This window comes from Sinosporangium siamense, assembly GCF_016863435.1.
Lineage (GTDB): Bacteria > Actinomycetota > Actinomycetes > Streptosporangiales > Streptosporangiaceae > Sinosporangium > Sinosporangium siamense.
The window spans coordinates 384,765-405,791 of record NZ_BOOW01000018.1; the positions used below are offsets into that span (position 1 = coordinate 384,765).

General features: G+C 67.8%; 15 protein-coding genes. 4 read left to right on the top strand and 11 right to left on the bottom strand.

The genetic code is table 11. From position 1 onward, the window contains the following. Positions 1-9: 9 nt before the first annotated feature. From Ssi02_RS14985 to Ssi02_RS15030, 10 genes are all read right to left on the bottom strand, one after another. The gene (locus Ssi02_RS14985) at positions 10-783 is read right to left on the bottom strand and encodes a helix-turn-helix domain-containing protein (protein ID WP_204025904.1); all 774 of its coding nucleotides are present in this window, start codon (positions 781-783) and stop codon (positions 10-12) included. Positions 784-1,902: 1,119 nt separating this feature from the next. Then, positions 1,903-2,859 carry an NAD-dependent epimerase/dehydratase family protein gene (locus Ssi02_RS14990; protein WP_204025906.1) on the bottom strand — a complete coding sequence of 319 codons (957 nt, stop codon included), beginning with the start codon at positions 2,857-2,859 and terminating at the stop codon, positions 1,903-1,905. Positions 2,860-2,970: 111 nt separating this feature from the next. Continuing rightward, on the bottom strand, positions 2,971-4,167 hold the full coding sequence (locus Ssi02_RS14995; protein ID WP_204025908.1) for a DegT/DnrJ/EryC1/StrS family aminotransferase: 1,197 nt from the start codon (positions 4,165-4,167) through the stop codon (positions 2,971-2,973). 79 nt (positions 4,168-4,246) lie between these two features. Continuing rightward, a complete protein-coding gene (locus Ssi02_RS15000) occupies positions 4,247-5,047 on the bottom strand; it encodes a protein phosphatase 2C domain-containing protein (RefSeq protein ID WP_204025910.1) in 801 nt (266 codons plus the stop codon). Between the two features lie 6 nt (positions 5,048-5,053). Continuing rightward, positions 5,054-7,057, bottom strand: a complete 2,004-nt coding sequence (locus Ssi02_RS15005; RefSeq protein ID WP_204025912.1) for an NAD-dependent epimerase/dehydratase family protein — start codon at positions 7,055-7,057, stop codon at positions 5,054-5,056. Positions 7,058-7,107: 50 nt separating this feature from the next. Continuing rightward, positions 7,108-7,782 carry a PIG-L deacetylase family protein gene (locus Ssi02_RS15010; protein ID WP_204025914.1) on the bottom strand — a complete coding sequence of 225 codons (675 nt, stop codon included), beginning with the start codon at positions 7,780-7,782 and terminating at the stop codon, positions 7,108-7,110. Between the two features lie 33 nt (positions 7,783-7,815). Next, on the bottom strand, positions 7,816-9,591 hold the full coding sequence (locus Ssi02_RS15015) for a carbamoyltransferase family protein (RefSeq protein WP_204025916.1): 1,776 nt from the start codon (positions 9,589-9,591) through the stop codon (positions 7,816-7,818). An 81-nt stretch (positions 9,592-9,672) separates the two neighbouring features. Next, the gene (locus Ssi02_RS15020; protein WP_239128916.1) at positions 9,673-10,983 is read right to left on the bottom strand and encodes a preATP grasp domain-containing protein; all 1,311 of its coding nucleotides are present in this window, start codon (positions 10,981-10,983) and stop codon (positions 9,673-9,675) included. 113 nt (positions 10,984-11,096) lie between these two features. Next, the gene (gene dpgA / locus Ssi02_RS15025; protein ID WP_204025920.1) at positions 11,097-12,251 is read right to left on the bottom strand and encodes a 3,5-dihydroxyphenylacetyl-CoA synthase DpgA; all 1,155 of its coding nucleotides are present in this window, start codon (positions 12,249-12,251) and stop codon (positions 11,097-11,099) included. Positions 12,252-12,404: 153 nt separating this feature from the next. Further along, the gene (locus tag Ssi02_RS15030) at positions 12,405-13,541 is read right to left on the bottom strand and encodes a glycine amidinotransferase (protein ID WP_204025923.1); all 1,137 of its coding nucleotides are present in this window, start codon (positions 13,539-13,541) and stop codon (positions 12,405-12,407) included. 805 nt (positions 13,542-14,346) lie between these two features. Between Ssi02_RS15030 and Ssi02_RS15035 the strand changes: the two genes are divergently transcribed. From Ssi02_RS15035 to Ssi02_RS15050, 4 genes are all read left to right on the top strand, one after another. Next, a complete protein-coding gene (locus tag Ssi02_RS15035) occupies positions 14,347-15,396 on the top strand; it encodes a methyltransferase (RefSeq protein WP_204025926.1) in 1,050 nt (349 codons plus the stop codon). 142 nt (positions 15,397-15,538) lie between these two features. Continuing rightward, positions 15,539-16,312 (top strand): enoyl-CoA-hydratase DpgB, encoded by a 774-nt coding sequence (gene dpgB / locus Ssi02_RS15040; protein ID WP_204025927.1) that lies wholly within the window; start codon positions 15,539-15,541, stop codon positions 16,310-16,312. Next, a complete protein-coding gene (dpgC, locus tag Ssi02_RS15045) occupies positions 16,309-17,664 on the top strand; it encodes a (3,5-dihydroxyphenyl)acetyl-CoA 1,2-dioxygenase DpgC (RefSeq protein ID WP_204025929.1) in 1,356 nt (451 codons plus the stop codon). The genes dpgB and dpgC overlap by 4 nt, the downstream gene beginning before the upstream one ends. A gap of 6 nt (positions 17,665-17,670) precedes the next feature. Then, the gene (locus Ssi02_RS15050) at positions 17,671-18,987 is read left to right on the top strand and encodes an aminotransferase-like domain-containing protein (RefSeq protein WP_204025930.1); all 1,317 of its coding nucleotides are present in this window, start codon (positions 17,671-17,673) and stop codon (positions 18,985-18,987) included. A gap of 12 nt (positions 18,988-18,999) precedes the next feature. Here the strand turns inward: Ssi02_RS15050 and Ssi02_RS15055 are convergent, their stop codons facing one another. Then, complete coding sequence (locus tag Ssi02_RS15055) at positions 19,000-20,844, bottom strand: asparagine synthetase B family protein (RefSeq protein WP_204025931.1); 1,845 nt, start codon at positions 20,842-20,844, stop codon at positions 19,000-19,002. Between the last annotated feature and the right edge of the window lie 183 nt (positions 20,845-21,027).

Here is a 21,027-nt window from a genome sequence, read left to right on the forward strand (position 1 = left end):
GCGTTCGAGTCAGCTCGCCTGGGCGCTCAATGCGCTCCGCCGAGTGTCGAGCAGAGCGTGGAGCACGGGTGGGTCCAGGCCACGCATCGGCCGCAGATTGACGTTGGCGGAAATTGTGACCGACTCCGGACCGACGGTAATCGGCCCGTGTGTGCCGACGCACGACGCGGGGTCGGCCAGGAGATCGTCACCGAGCAGATCTTCCTTGCCGTGTGGCATGGAATGGGCGAGGACATACCAGATGCCCGGTGCGACGTCCGTAAGCGTATATGGACCCGGTTGGGAAAGCACAGCAGATCGCACCGGAGCCCCTTGCGGGATCCAATCGGGGAAGAGTCCGATAAAGATGCGTCCCGGCTCTCCGGTCTGCGGGAAGGTGATCTTCCCCCGCAGTGTGGCGGCACGGTGCCCTGCCGCGTCCTGGACCTTGTTCTGGACGAGGTCGGTCCTGACCCCTCTGAGCTGCCGATACTGGGTGGGTGCCACCCCGACACTGCTCTTGAAGCGCGTGCTGAAGGTGCCGACGCTGGTGTAGCCGACGCGGTTGCTGATGTCGGCGACGCTCAACGACGTGGACAGTAGAAGCCGCTTTGCCTCCTGAAGGCGCACCGCCGAGAGGAATCTGCCGGGCGAGACCCCGGTCACCTGACGGAACACGCGTGAGAAATGAAATTTACTGAACATTGCCGTGCGCGCCATGTCGTCGATTGTTAACTGTTCCCCGATATTCTCATACATTCTATTGATTGCGCGTCTTATTGCTTGTTCGATGACCTCTCCCATTTCTTTCTCCTGTTCTATAGAGATCTCACGCGAGTGGGCTCGCGTTTGCAAACGCGGCTCGGTCTCTGCCCCCGGATATTCGGAGATCATGACCAAAGTGCCGCGTTCTCTGTTTCCCCCCAGAAGACGTTCGATGAGAGTTGTCGCAGGCGTGCGTCATCGGTTCCGCCAGACCTGGCGCTGACTACGTGAGCCGACCCATAGTGCGATATAACTGCAGGTGATAGCCGATCAATAGGGTGACGCCTACGGTGGAACACGTGGTGCCTGGTGATGTCTGCGCGGTGGGTCAGACTCCCATATCACCTGCACAGTGCGATGTTACGCAGGGCTTCCGACGCCTTTGGTGCTCCAGGTGGTGCACGCATGGCTTTTCGGGTGCATAACCGTCAGACTAGCAGTTGACTGATTAGAGTCAACTGCTGGCGAATGGAAATTTAGGGCATCAGTGGGAGGTTCATAACGTCTTGTGTGGACGGCCCGTCCCTGTCACTTGCCGGAGATGAAGTAGCCGCAGGTGCCGCACCGGCCATTGATCAATTGGGTCGGCTCGGTCTCCCAATTCCCGCGTCGCACAACGGCCGCATCGCAGCCGGGGCACCGGGTCTCGCGCCACTCCTCCCCGAGTGCCCGTTCCGCGTAGAGGTGCCGCGGGCCGGCCTGCCGCCCGATCCGGCACCGCCGTACGCAGGGCCTCCGGGCCGGTCGGCGAGGCGGTCGTCATCCGGCAGGCCGGGTGAATCCCAGGAGACGCCGTGGGATGTCGGAGACTCACATCCGCAATATGTAGCGCAATCAATCGGAGTTGCGATGACGCACTGCAATATGCGGGAATTGATGGAGGTGCTCACGTCCACCCGGATACCTTGCTCATGCGTGCCCGCAATGTGGAGAGCGCCCGCCGCAGCGGTGCCCCGTCAGCCGGTGGTCGGCGCGCTAGTCACAAAGGAACGTGCACCCGGGGGCCGCCGGCGTCGGCGCCCGGGTGCACGGCCGATAGTGATGGAACGTCTTGCGCACACCGGGCCCTTATCCGCACACCGGCCACGTGCGAACCCGGGGCGCCCGCCGGTGCCGTCCGCCGCTCTCCGGCGGTCGTGTGCCGGTTGGTGTCGCCGGTCAGCGCCGACCGGCCGCCTCGGACACCGTCAGGTGGTCGGCGAGGTATTCCTGGTTGCGATAACGGGGATGCTCCAGGTTCTTGATGCGCCGGTCGGCGATGAGCGACTTGAGCTCGATGATCCCGTCCTCCACGGTCAGGCGGGGGGTGAAGTCCAGGAGACGGCCTGCTTTGTCGCTGGTCACCCGATAGCTCCTGAGGTCCTCGAACATGGCGTCCGTGGTGACCACCACGGCGTCCGGGACGAGGTCGCGGACCCGCCGGGCGATGTCGAAGATCCGCACGTTCTCCGAGTGCAGATTGAAGATCCCGGCATGCCGGGTTCCCAGGCCGTTCACGATGGCTTGAGCGGCGTCGCGCACATGGAGAAGGGGACGGTGCTGCTGGCCCCCGAAGACGTGAAGCTTCCGCTCGGTTATCGCCCTCATGGTCATCGTGTTCACCACGAGGTCGAGCCGGATCCGCGAATATGCGTCCCCCAGCCCGTAGAGCGTGCCCAGCCGGAACGTGATCGCGTCCCTGGCCGCCAGATGCAGCTCCGCCGCGAGCTTGGTCTCGGCATACAGTGACAGCGGATTGGTGGCCATGCCTTCGGTGCACACTTCGGGGCTCGCGCCGTACACCGAGCATGTGGAGAGGAACACGATCCGGCCGTTGAAGTTCTCGGCCAGCCATTTCACAGAATCGAGGTTCAGCTCCCTGGTCAGCTCCGGTCGCAGCGCACATGCCCCGTCGCCGACAAGCGCCGCCAGCCAGACCACGGCGTCCGCCCACCGCAAATGCCGCGCCAGGAGGTCCCGGTCGCGGACGTCGCCGCGGATGAAGGGCACGGGCTTGAGGTAGTCGTCCTCATAAAGCAAAGCGTCGTAGACCCGCACCTCATGCTCAGTATCGGCGAGGATGTCGGTCAGCGCGCCGCCCAGATATCCCGCGCCTCCGACTAAGAGGATTTTCATGCCGGCCTCGCCACGGCTGCCGCGGGCGCCGGCCCACTCAGTTGACCATGCGTCATTACTCGGAACCTCGTTTCGACGTGATCGAAGGAAACGCCGTGGGATGGGGGAGACTCAGGCCCGTCCCACGGTGGCATGGACCGAGAGGTCCGCCGCATACGCCCCGATGCGGCGCATCGCATCGCATACGCCGTCTACCTGGTCCGGTGTCATTTGGGAGAACATCGGCAGGGCCAGAACCCGTGCCGCCACCGTTTCCGTGACCGGCAGCGGGCCTGAGGTGTCGGCCCACCTGCGGTAGGCGGTCTGCAGGTGGAGCGGCGGATCGAAATACCGGCGGGTGTCGATGTTCTCGCCGCGCAGCGCCGCGGCGACGGTGTCCCGATCCACCCCGAACAGATCGGGGTCGATCAGGATGACGAAATCCTTGTATGTGCTGCGGGCACCCTCGGGAATGTGCTGGAAGGTGATCCCGGCGACGTCGTGAAGGTTGGCCCGGTAGTGTTCGGCGACCTGCCTGCGCTGCTCGATGTAGCCCGGCACGCCGGGCAGGTTGTGCAGGCCCAACGCGGCCGACATCTCGGGCAGGCGGCCGTTGAGTCCGATGAAGAGGCTGTCGAAGTCTCCGGGATTGCCATATTCACGCGCGATCTTCAGCTCCCGGGCCAGATCGGCGTCACCTGTCGTGATCAGACCTCCCTCGCCGCAGGTGAACGGCTTGGTGGGACTGAGACTGAACACCTCCGCCGTGCTCTTGGAGCCGATCATCGACCCGTCGGGGTAAACACCCCCGAAACCGTGCGCCGAGTCGAGGATCAGAGGGACCGCGTGCCTCGCCGCCGTTTGTTCAAGCTCCTCGACGTCGCAGGGGACGCCGAACGTGTGCACCCCCATGACGAGGGACGTTCGTGAGGTCGACACCTCGGCGGCCGACTCCGGCGAGAGCACGAAGGTCTGGGGATCGATGTCGGCGAAGACCGGATCGAGGCCGTTCCACCGGGCGGCGTGGCCGCTGGCCATGAAGGTGAAACTCGGCAGGATCACGTCACCGGAGAGCCCGAGACAGCGCATGGTCAGCATCAGTCCGGTCGTGCCGCTTGAGGTCACCACCGCGTGCTCCACGCCCAGGAAACGCGATATCGCCTCCTCCAGGCGACGCAGTTCGGACCCCTTCGTGAGAGTCCCGGAAGCCAGGATCCCGGCGATGGCCGAGGTCACCCGGGCGTCGGCGGAGGTCGTGGGCCGGGTGAAGGGAAGCGCGGTCGCGAAGGCGGGCGCACCTCCTAGGACGGCCGGCTTCTCCATGCCCATACGTGCTCCTTCTCAGCTGTGAACCACGTGCGTAAACGTGTCGTGCTTGGGGGAGGGCTCTCCGCCGGCCGGCGCGCATTCACCTCTCCTGTGCCGGCCGCTCGGGCCCGGCCGGTGCCGGTGCCCCGTCGCGGCGCATCAAGACCGCGGTCGCGTCGTCGTGGTGCTTGCCGTGGAAGCGGCCGGGCGGTGTGTCCAGTTCGGCCTTTCTCGTCTCAGCGATCACCTCTGCCGGTCCATGCCTCTCAAGCGTGCCGAGCAGCGCCGGCCAGTCCCAGCCGTAACGCTCGACCAGTCGGGCGGCGCCGTCGCTGAGCAGGGCGGCCACGTCGACCTCCGGCACCGAGCCGACGACGGCGTGATGGGCGGCCTCGGGCCTGGCACCGGCCACCCAGAAGCCACCCGGCACATTGCGCACCTCACGCAGGCGCGACCAGGGCCAGTCGTCGTAGGCCAGAATGCGGTCGTCGCTCACCACCCGAATGCGGCCGCCGGGTGCCCGGAACACGACGACCGCGTCACCGAGCACGAGGTAGTCGGCACCGCCCGAGTTCTCCCTGACGATCGCCACCGTCGCCGACGGGCTGCACGGGTTCGTCAGGTCGCAGGTGCCGGAGTGCGAGGCAGCCACCCCGGCACACGCGTCGTACAGGATCTCGGTCAGCGGTGCGCTCGCCGAGTCCGCGGCGGCGAGCAGATGTCCGAGGCGACCGGCCAGCTCGGTGGCGAACCACCGCACCTCGTGGTGACAGCCGGGGTCGGTGTCGGGCTCCGCCGTGGCCCCGTCGAGCACGACGGCGAAGCCGTCTCCGGTCACGGCGGCGTCCTCGTTGGGCCGTCCGGGGTTCGGGCGGGTGGCCAGTCGGATCTCCATGCTCATCCCGGCTCACCCCGCCTCGTACGCAAGCCACTGGGCCACCGTCCGCAGGCCGTCGGCCAGCGTGATCGCCGGCCACCCGCTCTTCGCCGGGCCGGACACGTGTGCGGCGGGGGTGCCCCGTCCTGGGTCCGGCCCGCCGTCTCCGGTCACCTTGACCGGCACCGGCTTGATCACCTGGGCCACGAGCCGGGCCAGGTCCACCGGGGTGACGGCCGCCTCGGAGCGCAGGTCGCGGAATCGCGGCGGGGCGTCAGTGTCGAGCACCTGGTTCACCACCGCCGTCACATCCCATACATGGACATAGCGGGCCTCCGGGTGGGCTGCGGAAACAGTGATCGGTTGCTTGACGAGCGACCGGGACACAAAGCCGTTCAGCGGCTCGCAGTCGATCTGCGGTCCGTAGACGGCACCGAGCCGCAGCACCGTCGCCCGCACCGGCCGGCCGGTTCCCTCGGCCTCTTCGGCGGCCGAGGTGTCGCAGCGGGTCAGGTGCACCACATGCCGGGCTCCTGCCGTACGAGACTCCGCCTCTTCGGCGGCCGGGGTGTCGTAGCGGGTCAGGTGCACCACATGCCGGGCTCCTGCCGTACGAGCGACCGCGAGCACCTCGCGTAACGCCGCCGCGCAGTCCTCAGGGGAGGCGCCGGGCCGCGTGAGGTGCACGATCCCGTGGGCCGTGCGGGCGGCCCGCCGCAGTTTCGCGGCGAACCCGGGGGAGCCGTCGTCGTCGAGCGGCGTGACCTGCCGCCCGTGGTCGGCGAGGCCGGCCGTCAGGCACCGGCCGAGCTCGTCGCCCTCCGGCCCGGCGACGACGACATGGCCGGAGTCCGTGGCTGAGTGCGCCGCCGGCACTCCCGCTCGTGCGGGCCGCCCGCCGGAGCGGGAACGCGGCCCGGCGCCGGCGATGCCATCGGAGCCGGAGTGAGCACGTAGCCCCGCGCACAACGCCTGCCACGCCAGCGCGGCCAGTGGCCGGCGGATGGCGGCCAGCTCACCCGCGCTCAGTTCCATGCACAACCCTCCGGGCCCGAGGGTGCCCGCGGCGTGTGCCACCAGCGGATCGGCCGTCCAAGCCGCCAGTTGCGCCTCCACGCCGGGAAAACGGTCCGGTCGCCGGCCGAGGAAGCCCAAGGCGTACGCCGTGTTCCACAGCGCGGTCGCGACCGGCCGGGAGATCCGGCCGGGCAGCGGGTTGAGGAGTTCGAGGCTTCCGGCCTCCTGCTCCAGCGACCGCCGGCAGGCGGTGAGGTCGAGGCCGATGCGGTGGGCCCCGCGCTCCCATCCGACCGTCAACGCGCGGCCGGTGTCCCGGTCGCGCACGACGACGTGCGCCATGCCGAACTTGAAGAACGGCAGCACCTCGTTCGCGGGTGTGCCGCGTGGTCGCCAGTCGATGTCAGGGGGGGCCGGAGAGTAGCAGGCCGACAGCCGCAGACCGTGGTAGTCGTTCTCCGTGACGCTCGGATAGTCGCCGTGTTCGACGAGGTTGGGCACCGTGACATAGCTCGCCACCCCGACACTCTTAAGATATCGCGCCATGACGACGTCGTCGGCCCACGTGCCGCCATGCCGCCTGGCGTAGTCCGCGAAACCCGCGCCCACATCGGCCGGCAGCAGCAGCGCCACGGTGGGCGTGAACTCGTTCGCGGCCGCCGCCCACCGTTCCCCCCTCAGCGCCGCGAGCCGGACGGCCGCCGCACTGCGGCAACTCCAGTTGACGTGGAAGGAGACGGCGGCGTCTGGTACCGCCGCGGCGGCGGCCACGGCGTGTTCCTCGAACCAGTCCGGGAGTTGTGCGTCGTCCTCAAGCACGAGGTGGTGGGTCGAGGTCGCGGGAATCGACGACCAGGCCCGCATCGCCGTCCTGAGGCCGGTGGGAGGGCCGTCCGGCATCGGGTCGGGCACCACCGTCAGGAATCCGGGCCTGGTCGATCGGACGAGTTCTATCCCCGGTTCCGGCCGTCGCGGATGGACCATGACGGCGCCGCTCAGCCGGACAGGGCTCCGCACGCCGCTCTCGCCGCCCTGTCCGGATCGTCGGTCGCCCGTTGCGGACCGCATCAGTCGCTGAGCTCACGGACGAGGACGAACGGCTCCGCGCATTCCCAGCCGGCCCATGTTCCCCAGCTCTCGGCGGTGGCACGGATCGCGCGGGCCGAGCGCGGATGTGGCCAGGGCCGGGTCTCTGTGGTGTAGCAGTCGAACGCGGCCACCTTGGCGTCGATGGTGCTGGAAATGTTGGAGAACCAGGTGGGGGCGAAGGACGACTCGAAGGGAGGCGTCCATTCGACGCCTGACGTGGTGGCGTAAGTCAGGATTCTCCGTACGGAGGTCGAGTATGGCCTGGTGGCCACCATGACGGAGCGGAAGACCGTCCGGTGGTCCACGTTGACGTCGGGGTGCACGGTGTAGACCGTGTCCGGCCGGATTTCGCGCACGGCGCTCTCGATGGGTTTGTTCACCTCGATGTGCGGCAGCGTGTCGAGCCGCATGTCCGGCAGGCCGCTCTGAATGCAGCGCGACACCCCGAGCAGCTTCGCCGCGGCCTCGGCCTCGGCGAACTTCCGTTCGGCGATTTGATGATCACCGGGATATTGCGCTGAACTGCCCTCGGAGACCCAAAGAACCGTCACCTCGGCGCCTTCGTGCAGAGCGTGTTTGGCGATCGTGCCCCCCATCCCCAAGATCTCATCGTCGGGGTGGGCCGCCACGACCAGGATCCGGCGACTCGACATGTCCTACCCTTTCTTCCGGCTCGTCGTTGACTGCTAGTTCTCTCCCCGCGGGGCCGGCTTCCCCTTGCGGACCACGAAGTCGCCGACGGCCAGGACGTCGAGCCCCGTGGCCCAGAAGGTGCGCAGCGCGTCCTCGGGGCTGGAGACGATCGGCTCACCGCGGACGTTGAACGACGTGTTGAGGAGGATCGGCACACCTGTCAGCGCCTCGAACTCCGTGATCAGCCGGTGGTAGAGCGGGTGTGTGTCGGGGTGCACGAACTGCACGCGTGAGGTGCCGTCGGTGTGCACGATCGCGGGAGCCTCCGCCCGGAGCCGGTCGTTGGCGGCGAAAGCCATGGTCATGAAGCGCGAGTCGGTGAAGTCGTCGAAGTATCGGCCGGCGGCGGAGGCGAGCATGGAAGGGCCGAAGGGCCGCCACATCTCCCGCTGTTTGATAGCCGCGTTGACCCGGTCCCTGACGGCGACGGTGCGCGGATCGGCGAGAATGCTGCGCTGGCCGAGCGCCCTCGGGCCGGCCTCCAGCCGCCCCTGGCACCAGCCGACGATCCGGCCCGCGGCCAGTTCCGCGCCGATGGTCCGGCAGATGTCGGGACTGCGTTCGAAAGGGACTCCGGCGTTGCGCAGCACCGTGGCGATCTCGTCGTCGCCGGCCTCCGGCCCGAGTGCCAGGGTGGTCAGCGGTCGCGGCGCCGCGCCGGTCTCCCGAAAACATGTGACCAGAGCGGCACCCGCCGCCTGGCCGCTGTCCGCGCACAGGGGGTGCGCGAACACGTTCGCGACCTCGGGCAGCGCGTGGATGCGGGAGTTCATTTTGACGTTGAGTCCGACACCGCCGCCGATGCACACGTCGGTGGTGCCCGTCTCCAGAACCGCCCACCTGACCAGGCGGCATGCCGCCTCTTCGAGGGCCTCCTGTACGGCGAAGGCCACGTTCATGTGCCACGGAGTGACGGGCTCACCGGGCAGCCGCGGCGGCGCCCCCATCAGCTTGACCAGCTTGTCCGTGTGGCGGCGCGAGTAGGAATGGTCACCGTAATGGATGTAGGACGGATCGAGCCGGAACTCCACCCCGTCCTGGGCCGGCATCAAAACTTGTCCGACCAGGTCGCGCAGCGCGGCGTCCGGATGCCCGTGGGCGGCCAGCCCCATGACCTTGTATTCGCCGTCGTAGGCGTCGAAGCCGAGATACTCGGTGAACGCCGCGTAGAACCAGCCGAGCGAGTGGGGCATGTGGATCTCGCGCAGCGGCCGCAGCACGCCGTCCTCCAGGTGCCACACCACCGTGGTGTGGCTGTCCCCTGAGCCGTCGACCGTGAGCGCCACGGCCGACTCGAAACCCGACTCCAGGCCTGCCTGGAAGGCATGGGTGTAGTGGTGCGGGGCGAACTTGATCGGCGGGAAGGCGATGTCGCCGAACTCCCGCCGCCACCTGAAGTGGTGCTCGCGCTCCTGGCTCGCGATGCTGTATTGGTTGAGGCACCCTCGCTGCCAGTCGATTGTCGGCTGGTCGACCGGCCACTCCTTGGCCATGCTCGCGTAGAACTCCGCCATACGTCCGTCGGTGTAGGCGCCGAGGTCGAACGCGATCGTCACCGACGAGACCTCATCGAGCCGTTTCCCGGTGGCGGCCAGGCAATACCGCAGGGCACGCATCGGGTATCGGCCCACGGCGTGCTTGTCCCTGACGAACCGCTCCTCCTCCGCGTAGGCGACGACGCGCCCCTTCACCACCGCCGCTACCGCCGGATCGGCGTCGGTCGGGCCTGCGCTGATGCCGAGGAATACCTGTTCGTCCGCTGATGCCACGGTGGATCTCCTCACTCTCTGTGCGGTACGCGGAGGGGCGGGAGGCGAACCGGCCCGCGGGCCGCCGGCCGGTCCGGGTCATTACGGCTGCTGCGGGAAGAGGCCGTTCAGCGTCACTTCCGTCTTCCTGGCGCTTTCGATGTCGCGTTCGACCAGGCAATACCAGAGGGTGCTGCTCGGCCGATCGAAGGCGCTGCAGAAGATGACGCCGGTCCGGGTGGCCGGGTCATAGGTCAGTCCGGCGTCCCGCACGGCTGCTGCAGCCTCTTCGAAGGACGGCACCCGCCAGCCGACGCGCTCGAAGAGCAGGCGGTCCTCGGCGTAGTCCGCGCCCACGATCCGCTTGCCCAAGACGGCGTACAGGTGGGTGGAACCGGTGACGCGGCCGTTGTACTCGGTGAAGTAGATCTCACCGTCGGGTGTGACGATGGCGTCCGCGCTGAGCCTGCCCCGGTATCCCATGGCGTGCAGCGTCTCGCAGAGGCGACGGGAATGGTCGACGACCTGCGGCATCGACTCGGACAGCGGCGGCGGTGCGGGGATGGCCTGGGCGTTGGCGATCGGTATGTAGAACATCTGACCGTTCCCACCGAACTCAGGCCCGTCATCGGTGATCAGGAACTCCGCGAACACCGCCGTGCTTTCCGGGTAATACTCTTCCACCACCAACCGGTAGCGGCCCTCGCCGGTCAGCCGGTCCCAGTTCTCGGCGAAGAACCCGGCGCACGCCACCCTGTCGGGCACGACGGTGACGCGCCGGGCGCCAAACGGCCGCACGCCCTCGTCCCGGCTGAGGATCTCGTTGCCCATGCCGCCCGAGAGGAACTCGTGTTTCACGATGGCGGGACGCCGGCGCTCAAGCAGCTCCATCACGGCGTCCTCGGCGGCGCGCGGATTTCCGCACACCGCGCCGGCGGGCAGCGGCAGACCAGTGCCCATGGCGACGGCACGGAAGATCGCCTTGCTGTTGACCAGTGCGCCACCGCCCTGGCTCGCGAAACCCGCGCCCGGCACCGCTTCCTCGCAACCGAGTGACCGGGCCAGCGCGACCACCGACGCATCCGGCCACAAGGCCAGCACCTCGTCGACCTTCCGGCCCGCGAACGCCTCGCCGAGCATGTCCGCCAGGACCGGGCTCTGCAGGCGGTCCGCGCTGAGCCACTGCATGCCGTCGACTCCCGGCGGCGGCACCACAATGCGCAGCGACGACGGGTCCGTGCCGGTCATCGACGTGACGTAGTCGAGGTAGACGCCGGCGGGCGGTTCCGACATGACGATCACATCGTCGTCCTCGGCGAACCAGAGCAGGCGCAGCGCCCACCAGGCCGCCCCACGCTTCTCGCTCTCGTCGACAAGGTCGGCGTTGGTGCTGTTACCGATGAGCAGCCTCACAGAATCCATCCTTGTGTCGGTTCGAATCGGATCGGTCGGCGCGCATGTCACCTACCGCCGGGACCACGCCCGCGTCCCCGGGGCCCACGTCGTGCATGTCCTCGTTTCCGTGGCTACCACCGCACCAGGGCGAGCTCGATCGTCGAGCCCGGCCCCATCGTCATCAGCACTCCGAAATCCCCCGGTGCGACCGCCCCCTCGGCCGCCAGACGCTTGTAGGAGAAGGCGAACGATCCGCTCGACAGGTTTCCGTGGTCGCGCAGCACGCTGAAGGTGTGTCGCATGTCGTGGCGGCTCAGCCCCAAATTCAGGCGAACCGAATCGATGACCTTTTTGCCGCCGGAATGCACGATCCAATGAGCGATGTGCGATCGCCGCAGCCCGGCTCCGCCGAGCAGCCGGCTGAGCGCCGTCTCCGCGTGGGCTCCCACGACGTAGGGCACCTGCGGGTCGAGGAAGAAGCTGAACTTGCCCTGGTCGTCGTCCCAGTCGTAACGCATGGCGCCGGCCGCCTCGGGGATGATGTGACTGGAGAACCGCAGCAGGGCGGGCCCTTCCCGGGCGGCCGGGCCGTCGTCCCCGGGCGCGACGACTCCGAGGGCCGCGGCGCCGTCGCCGAACAGGCTGTTGACCACAGACGTCCGCATGCTCCCGTCGAAGACGTAGGCGGCGGAACACGCCTCGATGCACACCATGAGCGCGAGTTCGCCGGGATGGGTGGCGGCCCATCCGGCGACGGCGGTCAGCGCGTTCAGCCCGGCGTTGCAGCCCATGCCGACGACGTCGAGCCGGGCGCAGTCGTGCGCGAGCCCGAGGTCCTTGATCAGCAGCGCACTGAACCCGGGTGAGAGGAAACCCGTCGAGGAGACGCAACATAGATAGCGCACGTCGGATCGCCGGGCGCCGGCCTGGTCGAGGCACCGGTCGATGGCCTCCCTGCCCATGGCCAGGCCGCCGCGGGTGTGCTTGCGCAGAAGCTCACCTTGGCTCTCGACGAGCGGCACTCCGTCCGGACCGGTGGGTGGCAGGACCAGGTTGCGCCTCTCGATCGAGCCGCTGAGGAAGAGCGAGCGGACTCGGGGATCGCGGACATGGAACTTCTCCAGAAGCTCCTGCTGGGTGTAGGACGTGGGGGGCACCGCGGTGCCGACGGCCACGATGTGGGGCCGGCGTTCGTCGCGGGGTTCACCGGAGACCGCGGCGGCCGAGTTTCGGATCGCGGGATCCCCGATGACTTGGGTACGGACCACAGGATTCTGGATGGTCATCTCCAACCCTGTCCTCCTTTGTCGCGGACTCGCCTTGGCCGCCGGCCGAGGCGCATGCGGCTTGCGCGGTCAGTCCAGGTGCTCGCCGGTCGGCACGTTGCCTGAGGCCGGGCGCCGGCCTCAGACACTGACCGGTTACGTGGTGTGCCACGGTCAGTCCAGGTAGTTCTCGGGGCCGCCCGTCCGGACGGTGTCGAGGGTGAAGCAGTGGAAGCCGCCACCGAAGAGGCGGCGGTGCCGGTGGCGGACCGGCACCACCGTGAAACCGTGCCGTTCAAGCGTCCGGATCAGTTCGGGGCACGCGTCGTTCACGAGTACCGTCTCCGGATCGACCGACAGCACGTTCATGTCGATGTATGGGCTGGTCAGAACCAGGTCATCGTCGTCGTACTGGGGAAAGTCGTTCACCGTCGGAGCCGGTGGGACGATCATGTCCCAGCTGCGCAGTTTCTCCGGCAGGAAATCGGCGACCGACTCCGAGCGTGTGAGCAGCAGGCCGGGCCGGAGCGCGAGCAGCATGCTGTCGATGTGGCTGTCGCTCAGCCGATGCACCCGGTGAATGCGGAACCGGCCTTCCAGGTGGCGCTCCAGCCAGTCGCACGCCATCGCATGGTTCGCCGTCGAGATGTTGACGATCAGATCGCGCCCCAGCTTGAGGCACTGGGCGCCGTCGAACATCATCTCGAATCCCACGTCGTAGGGCGAGGGCCGCGGGTCGGTGACGGGCTCGGTGGGGCCGCCCGCCGAACTGCTGGCATAGGAGGGGTCGAAGGATGCGTCTGTCATCAGGGGGCGCGGCATGACGGTCCATTTGGCGCCCCGCCGAAAGTATTCCGCGAAGACGGGGGTGAGGAGTTGCGTCTCGAAGTAGCGCGAGCGGACCATCGGTGGTGTCTCGATGATCTCGTCGCCGAGGATGATGCTGTTGTCGCGCACGTTCAACGCCGGCACCATCGCGGCCGACCAGGCCGGTGTGCGCACCTCCGAGGTGGACTCGTCCAGGGGCAGGGGGCGGTGCACGGTGACCGAGAGTGACTCAAGTGCCTTGACGATGCCCTCGACGTCCTCGTTGAGCTCTTCGACGTAGCGCTGCTTTATCGGAGTGGAACTACGCGGCTGTGAGCCGGATCCCGCCACCGACAATCGCGGATAGTACCACTCGGAGCGAATGAGGTTGTCGTGGAAGAACAGGTCGAACGATAATTCGCGCTCATGCGATGTGTAGTTCGCGGCCGAACCGACGACCACCTCTTTGAGAGGTGACCACTCGTCATAGCTGTTCAACTGCACTTGCCATTCCTCCTGAACCCTCTGCCGGCTGTGACGGACCGGCAAAATATTGTTCCGGCTAATTGGCGTGCGCGGGACGGGGGCGGCGACACGGTGGCGGCAGACCGATCAACGGATAATTCATGAAGTGGCTCTGGTGGAACGGGGCCGGGCAGAGTTTCCGGCGTCCCGGAAATGGCTTTGCCGATGCCCTAAATAAGCGTTCCGCGGGTGGGCCGACCCGGAGCGGCGGGTATCCCAGGTGTCCTGGACAGGTGATCTCCCAGTTCGGAGCGGTCGCCAGACGGAGGCAATCCGTTGATGGCGCTGATCTGACGCGTAATGAAGGAGAACCAAATTCCAGAAGTACGAGTCGAGCACCACCTCCGGCGGAAGGGGAGCCGCACAATTCGGATAATTATGCGGAGGTGCGGGTCAAGGTCGACTTTGCAGCGAAACTGTAACCTGGCCGACCTTGATCGTCAAGCCTTCCCGGTCATCACTCCCGGTCGGCCGTCCGTTACAGAGGTGGATTTGAGTGGTGCTCGCAGAAAAGATTTATTGGACAGCGGGCGCTCTTCTTGGCTATGGTCGGCACCGACTTCTGTATTGCTGTCCTGCGCACGCCGCAAGTGACCGCCCCAATACAGTAAGTGATCGCGTGCCACCCGTTCCACCGGCTCAGTATTTGAAAATGCCGGGAAAGCGCAGGACGCATATCGATGCGGCCGGCGGCGAAATTAGGACCAGGCATACAGCGCACCTGACGGTTGTCACCGGGAGTGGCAGGCCCCTCCCGCCTCAGCACTTTGGAGTGGACATTCACATGCCAAAGGACGTCGGCGAAGACAGCGAGCGGATCTACGAACGATTCCAGCTGATCGTGAACGGTCCCGCCTTGTTCAATGCGGTCGTGACCGGTCTCGACCTGGACATCTTCGGGTTCCTCTCGCGACACCCAGGATCCACTTTCGAGGATCTCCGTGAGGCCACGGGACTCCTCACCCATAAGTTGCGTGTCCTGATGCTCGCATTGTGCTCGACCGAATTGGTGGATCGGCGTGAGGGGAGATACACCAACTCCGCCGTCGCCGAGGAACTCCTCGCTCCGAACTCCACCGAGAGCTGGCGCCACATCCTCCCCGGCTGGCAGAAGATCTACTACCCGGCGTTCCCGCACATGACCGAGGCGCTGCGGAGCGGAACGAACACACTGGCCCTGGCCGCCCATCCAGGTACGGAGCCGACCCTCTACCAGCGGCTGGCCCACAATCCCGAGCTGCAGGAGGCTCTGCACACCTCGATGGCCGCCTTCACACTGCGGTCTCTGCCCGCTCTTCTGGACAATCCCGAGATCGCGACGGTGAGCCACCTGCTTGACGTCGGAGGTGGCGACGGCACCACAGCCCGGCGCCTGGCCGCCCGGCACACCGGCATGAGGGTGACTGTCTTCGACATGCCCAGCGTGACCCGGCTGGCCGGGGACCCTGCGGCGACCGGGGTGGAGCGGGTGGGCCTTCACCCCGGAGACATCTTCCAGGACGCGTTTCCGCACGGGGCCGACGGCGTTCTCTTCAGTCATGTGCTTGAGGTCTTCTCGCCCGAGGAGATCACCGGTCTGCTGGTGAAGGCGTTCCGCGCTCTGCCCAGTGGAGGAAAGGTTTTCCTCTACGGCTTCAACATCCCCGAGGAAGAGAACCGCGGGGTGCTGTCCGCCCGCTTGTCGCTATATCTCAATGTCCTGGCCACAGGACAGGGGATGGCCTACCCCGCACAGGACTACGAGCGGTGGTGCGAAGACGCGGGTTTCAGCGACGTGAAGTCCTTCACGGATCTTCCCTATGAGCATGGCCTGACCGTGGGCACCAAAGCGTGAGGAGCGGGCCGCCCCGCGCCCGCCGGGCGGCAGCGGCCGGCGGGCCGGCACATCGCCGGGGGACCTCGCCGGCCGTCTTGGCCGCGTCCAGGCCAGACGGCGGGAACGGCTTGGCCGAGCCGCCGCGAAAGGAGGCTTGACGATGAAAAAGATTGTGATCACCACCTCGTTGCCCAACGGGCTGGGCCCGGTCGCCGACATCGACGGAAGGCGCCCGCTCGCGGAGTTGACCGCCGTGGTGAACGCGGCCTGCGACGATGTGGAGTCCCGCCAGGAGAAGTCGGTGGTGGTGCTGCGGCTCTCCACCACCCCCGCGAGCTCCAGAGCATGGCCGGGTGTTGTGGACATCCGTGAGGTGAACCGCTGGGAGCGGGCGGTGCACCGGCTGGAGCGGCTCGCCGCCATGAGCATCGCGGTCGCGCACGGCGTCTGCGGGGGGCCCGCGCTGGACATCCTGCTGGCCGCGGATTTCCGCATCGGCGCTCCTGACCTCCTGCTCATGCCGCCGATCAACGAAGGGCACTTCTGGCCGGGCATGTCGGTCTACCGGCTGGTTCAGCACCTAGGAGTGACCAGGGCGCGGCAGATCGTCATCTGGGGCGACGACATTTCCGTGGACCGGGCCAGGCAGCTGGGCCTGATCGACCAGGTCAGCAACGACCTTCCCGAGGCCGTGCACACAGCGGCGGTGCTCATGGGCCGGATATCGGATCAGGAGATGGCCATGCGCCGCCAACTGCTGCTCGAAGCCGCCTCGACGGAATATGACCAGGCGCTCGGAGTCCACCTGGCCGCCTGCGATCGGGAATTGCGGCGGCTGAAGAACGGCGACGCGGCCACTGAGCCGGATCCAGCGTCTTCCGTGCTGGATTCAGCGTCTTCCGTGCTGGATCCAGGAAAAGGGGGAGGCTCTTGACCGGCGGGAGAGCCGGTGGCGTGGAGTCGGCGTCGCCGGCCGGGACAGTGCGGTTCGGCGGTGATCTCGCCGAGGACACTTCGCTGCTGGCGGGCTATGTGTCGGAGGGGGAGCGGCTACTGGCCGAGCTTCCGGCCAAAGCCGCGCGCGACGCTCTCCAGCGGCGACTGGCGGCCGACATCCTCTCCGCTTCCAGAGCCGTCCGCTCCGCCTTTCTCACCTTGCACGCCGGCACCGTGTACGAGACGCTCACCGCGGCCCGCACGCGGCCTCTGCGACTGCCCGAACTCGTATATGCCGCGGCCGACCGTTTTCCCGGCCTGGTGCCCACCGCCGCGCAGATGGCGGACGAGTTTCGCAAGCCGCAGGCGGAGAGAGAAGGGCGTGAGATCGATCAGGGCGTGTTCTGCGGTGCCGTACTCCGGTGTCCGGTCGCGGGATCCCACCTCATTGACGTGATGTCGGCGCCCGTGCCGCGATCCCTTGAGCTGATCGGCGACTTCCAGCGCACGGGGCGGGCCGGCCTCGGATCCGTGGAGGTCGAACGGCGAGGCCACGCCGCCCATGTGACCTTCCGCAACGCCCACTGCCTCAACGCGGAGGACAGCAGGCTGATCGACGACCTGGAGACGGCGGTCGACCTCGTCCTGCTGGACGACCGGGTGCGAGTGGGAGTCCTGCGCGGCGGCTTCGTGGAGCACCCGCGTTACCGCGGCAGGCGAGTGTTCAGCGCGGGCATCAATCTCAAGGAGCTGGGAAACGGCGGCATCCGGCTCGTCGAATTCCTGCTCGGCAGGGAGCTGGGTTACATCAACAAGATATATCGCGGCCTCCTCACCGGTTCGGCGGCCGAGGTCCACCCGCGGTACTCCGTACACAAACCCTGGGTGGGCGCGGTCGACTCCTTCGCCATCGGGGGTGGTATGCAACTGCTGCTTGTGCTGGATCGTGTGATCGCCGAGGAGGACGCATATTTCAGCCTCCCGGCCGCCGAGGAAGGCATCATTCCCGGACTGGGCAATCTCCGGCTTTCCCGGCTGATCGGCGCCCGGCCGGCTCGCCGGGTGATCCTGTCCGGCCACCGAATCCGCATGACCGATCCGGAAGCGGGGCTCGTGTGCGACGAAGTGGTGCCCGCCAAGGAAATGGAGGACGCGATCGAGCGCGCGGTGGAGGAACTCGCCGGCCCGGCCGTGTCCGCCAACCGGCGCATGCTGGCGTTGTGCGAGGAGCCGCTTGACCTATTCCGCGAGTATCTCGCTGAATTCGCGGTCGGCCAGGCGGTCAGGGCCTACAGCGACGACGTACTGGCCAAGCTGGAGCGCTGGCGGCGTCCGCGGCCGGAGAGGTGAGGCGGCATGGTGCGGTTGGACCATTCGACGCTGCACGGCTCTCTGCAGGATCCGGTGCTCGGCTCGATCGGCTTCCTCAATGTGGTGATGAGCCGCTATCCGGACGCCGTCTCGTTCGCGCCCGGCGCACCTCACCCCGTCTTCTTCGAAGAGCTCGACACCAACCGGTATACCGGCCGCTTTCTGCGTTATCTGGTGGAGGAGGAAGGCCACAAGCCGGAGAAGGCGCGCCGGATGTTGTACGAATACGGGCCGAGCAGGGGACTCATCACACGCCTGGTCGCGGACGCGCTGCGCCGCGACCAGGGCATCGCCGCGGACGAAAACGCGGTGGTCGTCACCGTCGGCGCCCAGGAAGCCATGTTCCTCGTGCTGCGTGCGCTGTTCCGGTCCCCCGAGGATGTGCTGGCGGTGGCCAATCCTTCATATGTGGGCATCACCGGTGCCGCGCGACTGCTCGACATCGATCTGGTGGCGGTGGATGAAACACCGCACGGGATCGACCTGGACGCTCTCGAAGCGGAGTGCCAGGCCGCCCGGCGGGCCGGTCGCCGGGTCCGTGCCTGCTATGTCGCGCCGGACTTCTCCAATCCCGGTGGCAGCCGCATGACGCTGGACATCCGTCGCCGTCTCCTCCGGCTCGCCGAACTCGAGGACTTCCTGGTGGTGGAGGACAACGCCTACGGTTTCACCGCGGCGGCCGACGCCGCACGGCCATCCTTGAAAGCGCTCGACCGTGACCGGCGGGTGGTCTACATCGGCACCTTCGCCAAGGTGTGTTTCCCGGGAGCACGCGTCGGCTATGTGGTCGCCGACCAGGTGGTGGGCTCCCCGGGAGCCGGTGACAGACCGTTTGCCGAGGAACTGGCCGCTGTCAAGAACATGGTGACGGTGAACACGTCCCCGCTCTGTCAGGCGGTCATCGGCGGGATGTTGCTCGAACACGCGTGTTCCCTCGCCGACCTGAGCCGCCGGAAGGCCGACCTCTACCAGCGCAACCTCGCCTGCCTGGCAGACGCGCTGGACCGGCGGCTCGGGCGTGAACTTCCAGGCGGCATCGCCTGGAACCGGCCGGAGGGCGGTTTCTTCATTCGTGTGACCCTGCCCGTTCCGGTGGACGATGCGCTGCTGGAGACGTCGGCGGCGAAGTACGGCGTGTTGTGGACTCCCATGTCGCACTTCTACCTCGGTAACGCCGGCGACTTTCAATTACGCCTCTCGTGCAGTTATCTGGATCCCGAGCAGATCGAGACCGGGGTAAGGCGGCTGGCCGCGTTCCTGCGCCACGAGACCGGAGGATGGAACGGCTCAGCCGCCGGGTGAACAAACTCCGCCTCAGATCGCGAGCCTGATGGAGAACTGCTCCAGCCATCGGTTGACCTGAAGCGCCATCTCCATGTTCGTCACGTCGATCCACGTGCGTGCCGTGACGATCGGCTCCTTGATCAGGCGCCGTGCGGCGGTCACGTCGAGCAGAGGCAGGACCGGTGACCCCGGGTCGGCGAGCACGTCGGCGAGCCGGCGGCGGAGGAAGACGCCATAGCCGGGGTGCCGTCCGATCGGGAAGGGGCTGGGCGGGCGTTCCATGATGGAGTCGGGGAGCAGGTCGCACACCGCGGCGCGAAGGAGGGTCTGGGGGCGGCCGTCGAATCGTTTCATCGCCCACGGCACATTGAAGACATATTCCACCAGCCGGTGGTCGCTGAACGGTGACCGCAGGTCGACGCCCTCGATCGAACTGGCCCCGTCGTCCAGCATGGTCGCCAGTTCGTGCCGCCCCTGCAAGGTGCTGTAGGTGATCTCTCGCATGCGCCGCTCCAGCGGGCTCTCCCCGGACAGGCGAGGGGCCGCCGCCACATCGGTGAGGTGGGTGTCGGCTCGGTAGGCCGCCAGATCGAGCTCGTCCAGCAGGCCGGGGGAGAAGAGGCCGGTGCCGAGGCCGCGTGACGACATCCGGCCGCCCGGCATGGCGCTCCACATGTGGGAGCCGGTGGGCGGGGCGCCGGCGTCGCCGGTCACCGGGCCGAACGCTGTGTTGGCGAACACGATGTTCGCCCGGTGGCCACCCAGCACCGTGCGTGTGTGCCGCGACACCTGGCGGCAGAGCATGCGCAACGAGGCGGGGAACTGGGGGGCGGCGACCGGGGTGTCCTGCTGTGCGGCCACCGCGCTGCCGCGTGCCGTCGGGTCGGTGTGCGCACTCGGGCAGAGCGGCAGATACAGATGCTCGGTGCCGAGGTGCTCGGCCACCGCCGCCGCGTGCGGCCTGTCCTCCAGCCCGCGCATCGGGCCGGGCAGCACCGGCCCGACCTCGGGGAATCCCGCGGTGAAGGTGCGCAGCGGGCGGGCCCGCCACCGATCGAGTACGGCTGCCGCCAGCGCGGCCGTGGCCGAGGAGGCGAGGCCGCCCGACAACAGCACGCCGGGGGTGTCGTCGCCGATCTGCTTCTCGACCGACGCCTCCAGCAGCTCGCGGACCATGCCCACCGTCGTGTGGAGGGCGTGGTGGTGCGGTGCCGCCGCGAGCCGCCAGTAGCGGTGCTCGCGCATGCCGTCCCGGTCGAACGTGAGCTGCCCGCCGGGGAACACCCGGTGCAGGCCGCGCAGGATGCCGCTGCCCGGGGTGGCGGTCGAGGCGAGCAGCTCACGCAGGCTCGCCGTGTTGGCGACCGCCTCCACCTGGGGGTGGGCCATGACGGCCTTCGGCTCGGAGCCGAACACCAGGCCCTCGTCGGTGCGGTGGTAGTAGAGCGGGCGGGTGCCGAAACGGTCCCGCACCAGGATGAGGCGTTTGACCCGGGGATGCCACAACACGGTGGCGAACGCACCCTCCAGGTGGTCGGCGAAGCGGTCGCCCCAGTGGAGGTAGGCGTGTCCGACGAGGTCGGTGTCGTCGCCGATGCGGGTGTACCTGCCATATCCCGAGAGTTCGGTCCGCAGGGAGGCGGCGTTGACGATGCGGCCGTCCAACGCCACCACGACGGCGTCGCCGTACGCCACCACCAGCCGCGGGCCGCCGCCGACGAAACCGTGCCGGCAGCCGAGCACCGCGTGCGGGCTCGACCAGAGGTCCTCGCCGTCGGGACCGCGCGCCGCGAGTGTGCCGAGCTGGGCCAGGACGACGCCGCGTTCGGTGGTGAGATCGCGCTGGAAGTCGGCCCAGCCGGCCAGGCCGCTCATCCTGCGGGCCCTTCCTGTTCGGCGGCGGGGCCTTCCTGGCTCCCGGGGCGCTTGCTCCCCGGGCGGGCGGCGCCGTTTCGAGGGGTGGCGCAGCAGGGCGCGGGAAGCGCGAAGTGGAGCCGCGTCGGCGGTCCGGGCTCGCGGTGTGACCTTGGTGGCGCAGTCGGCATGAAACCCTCCCAG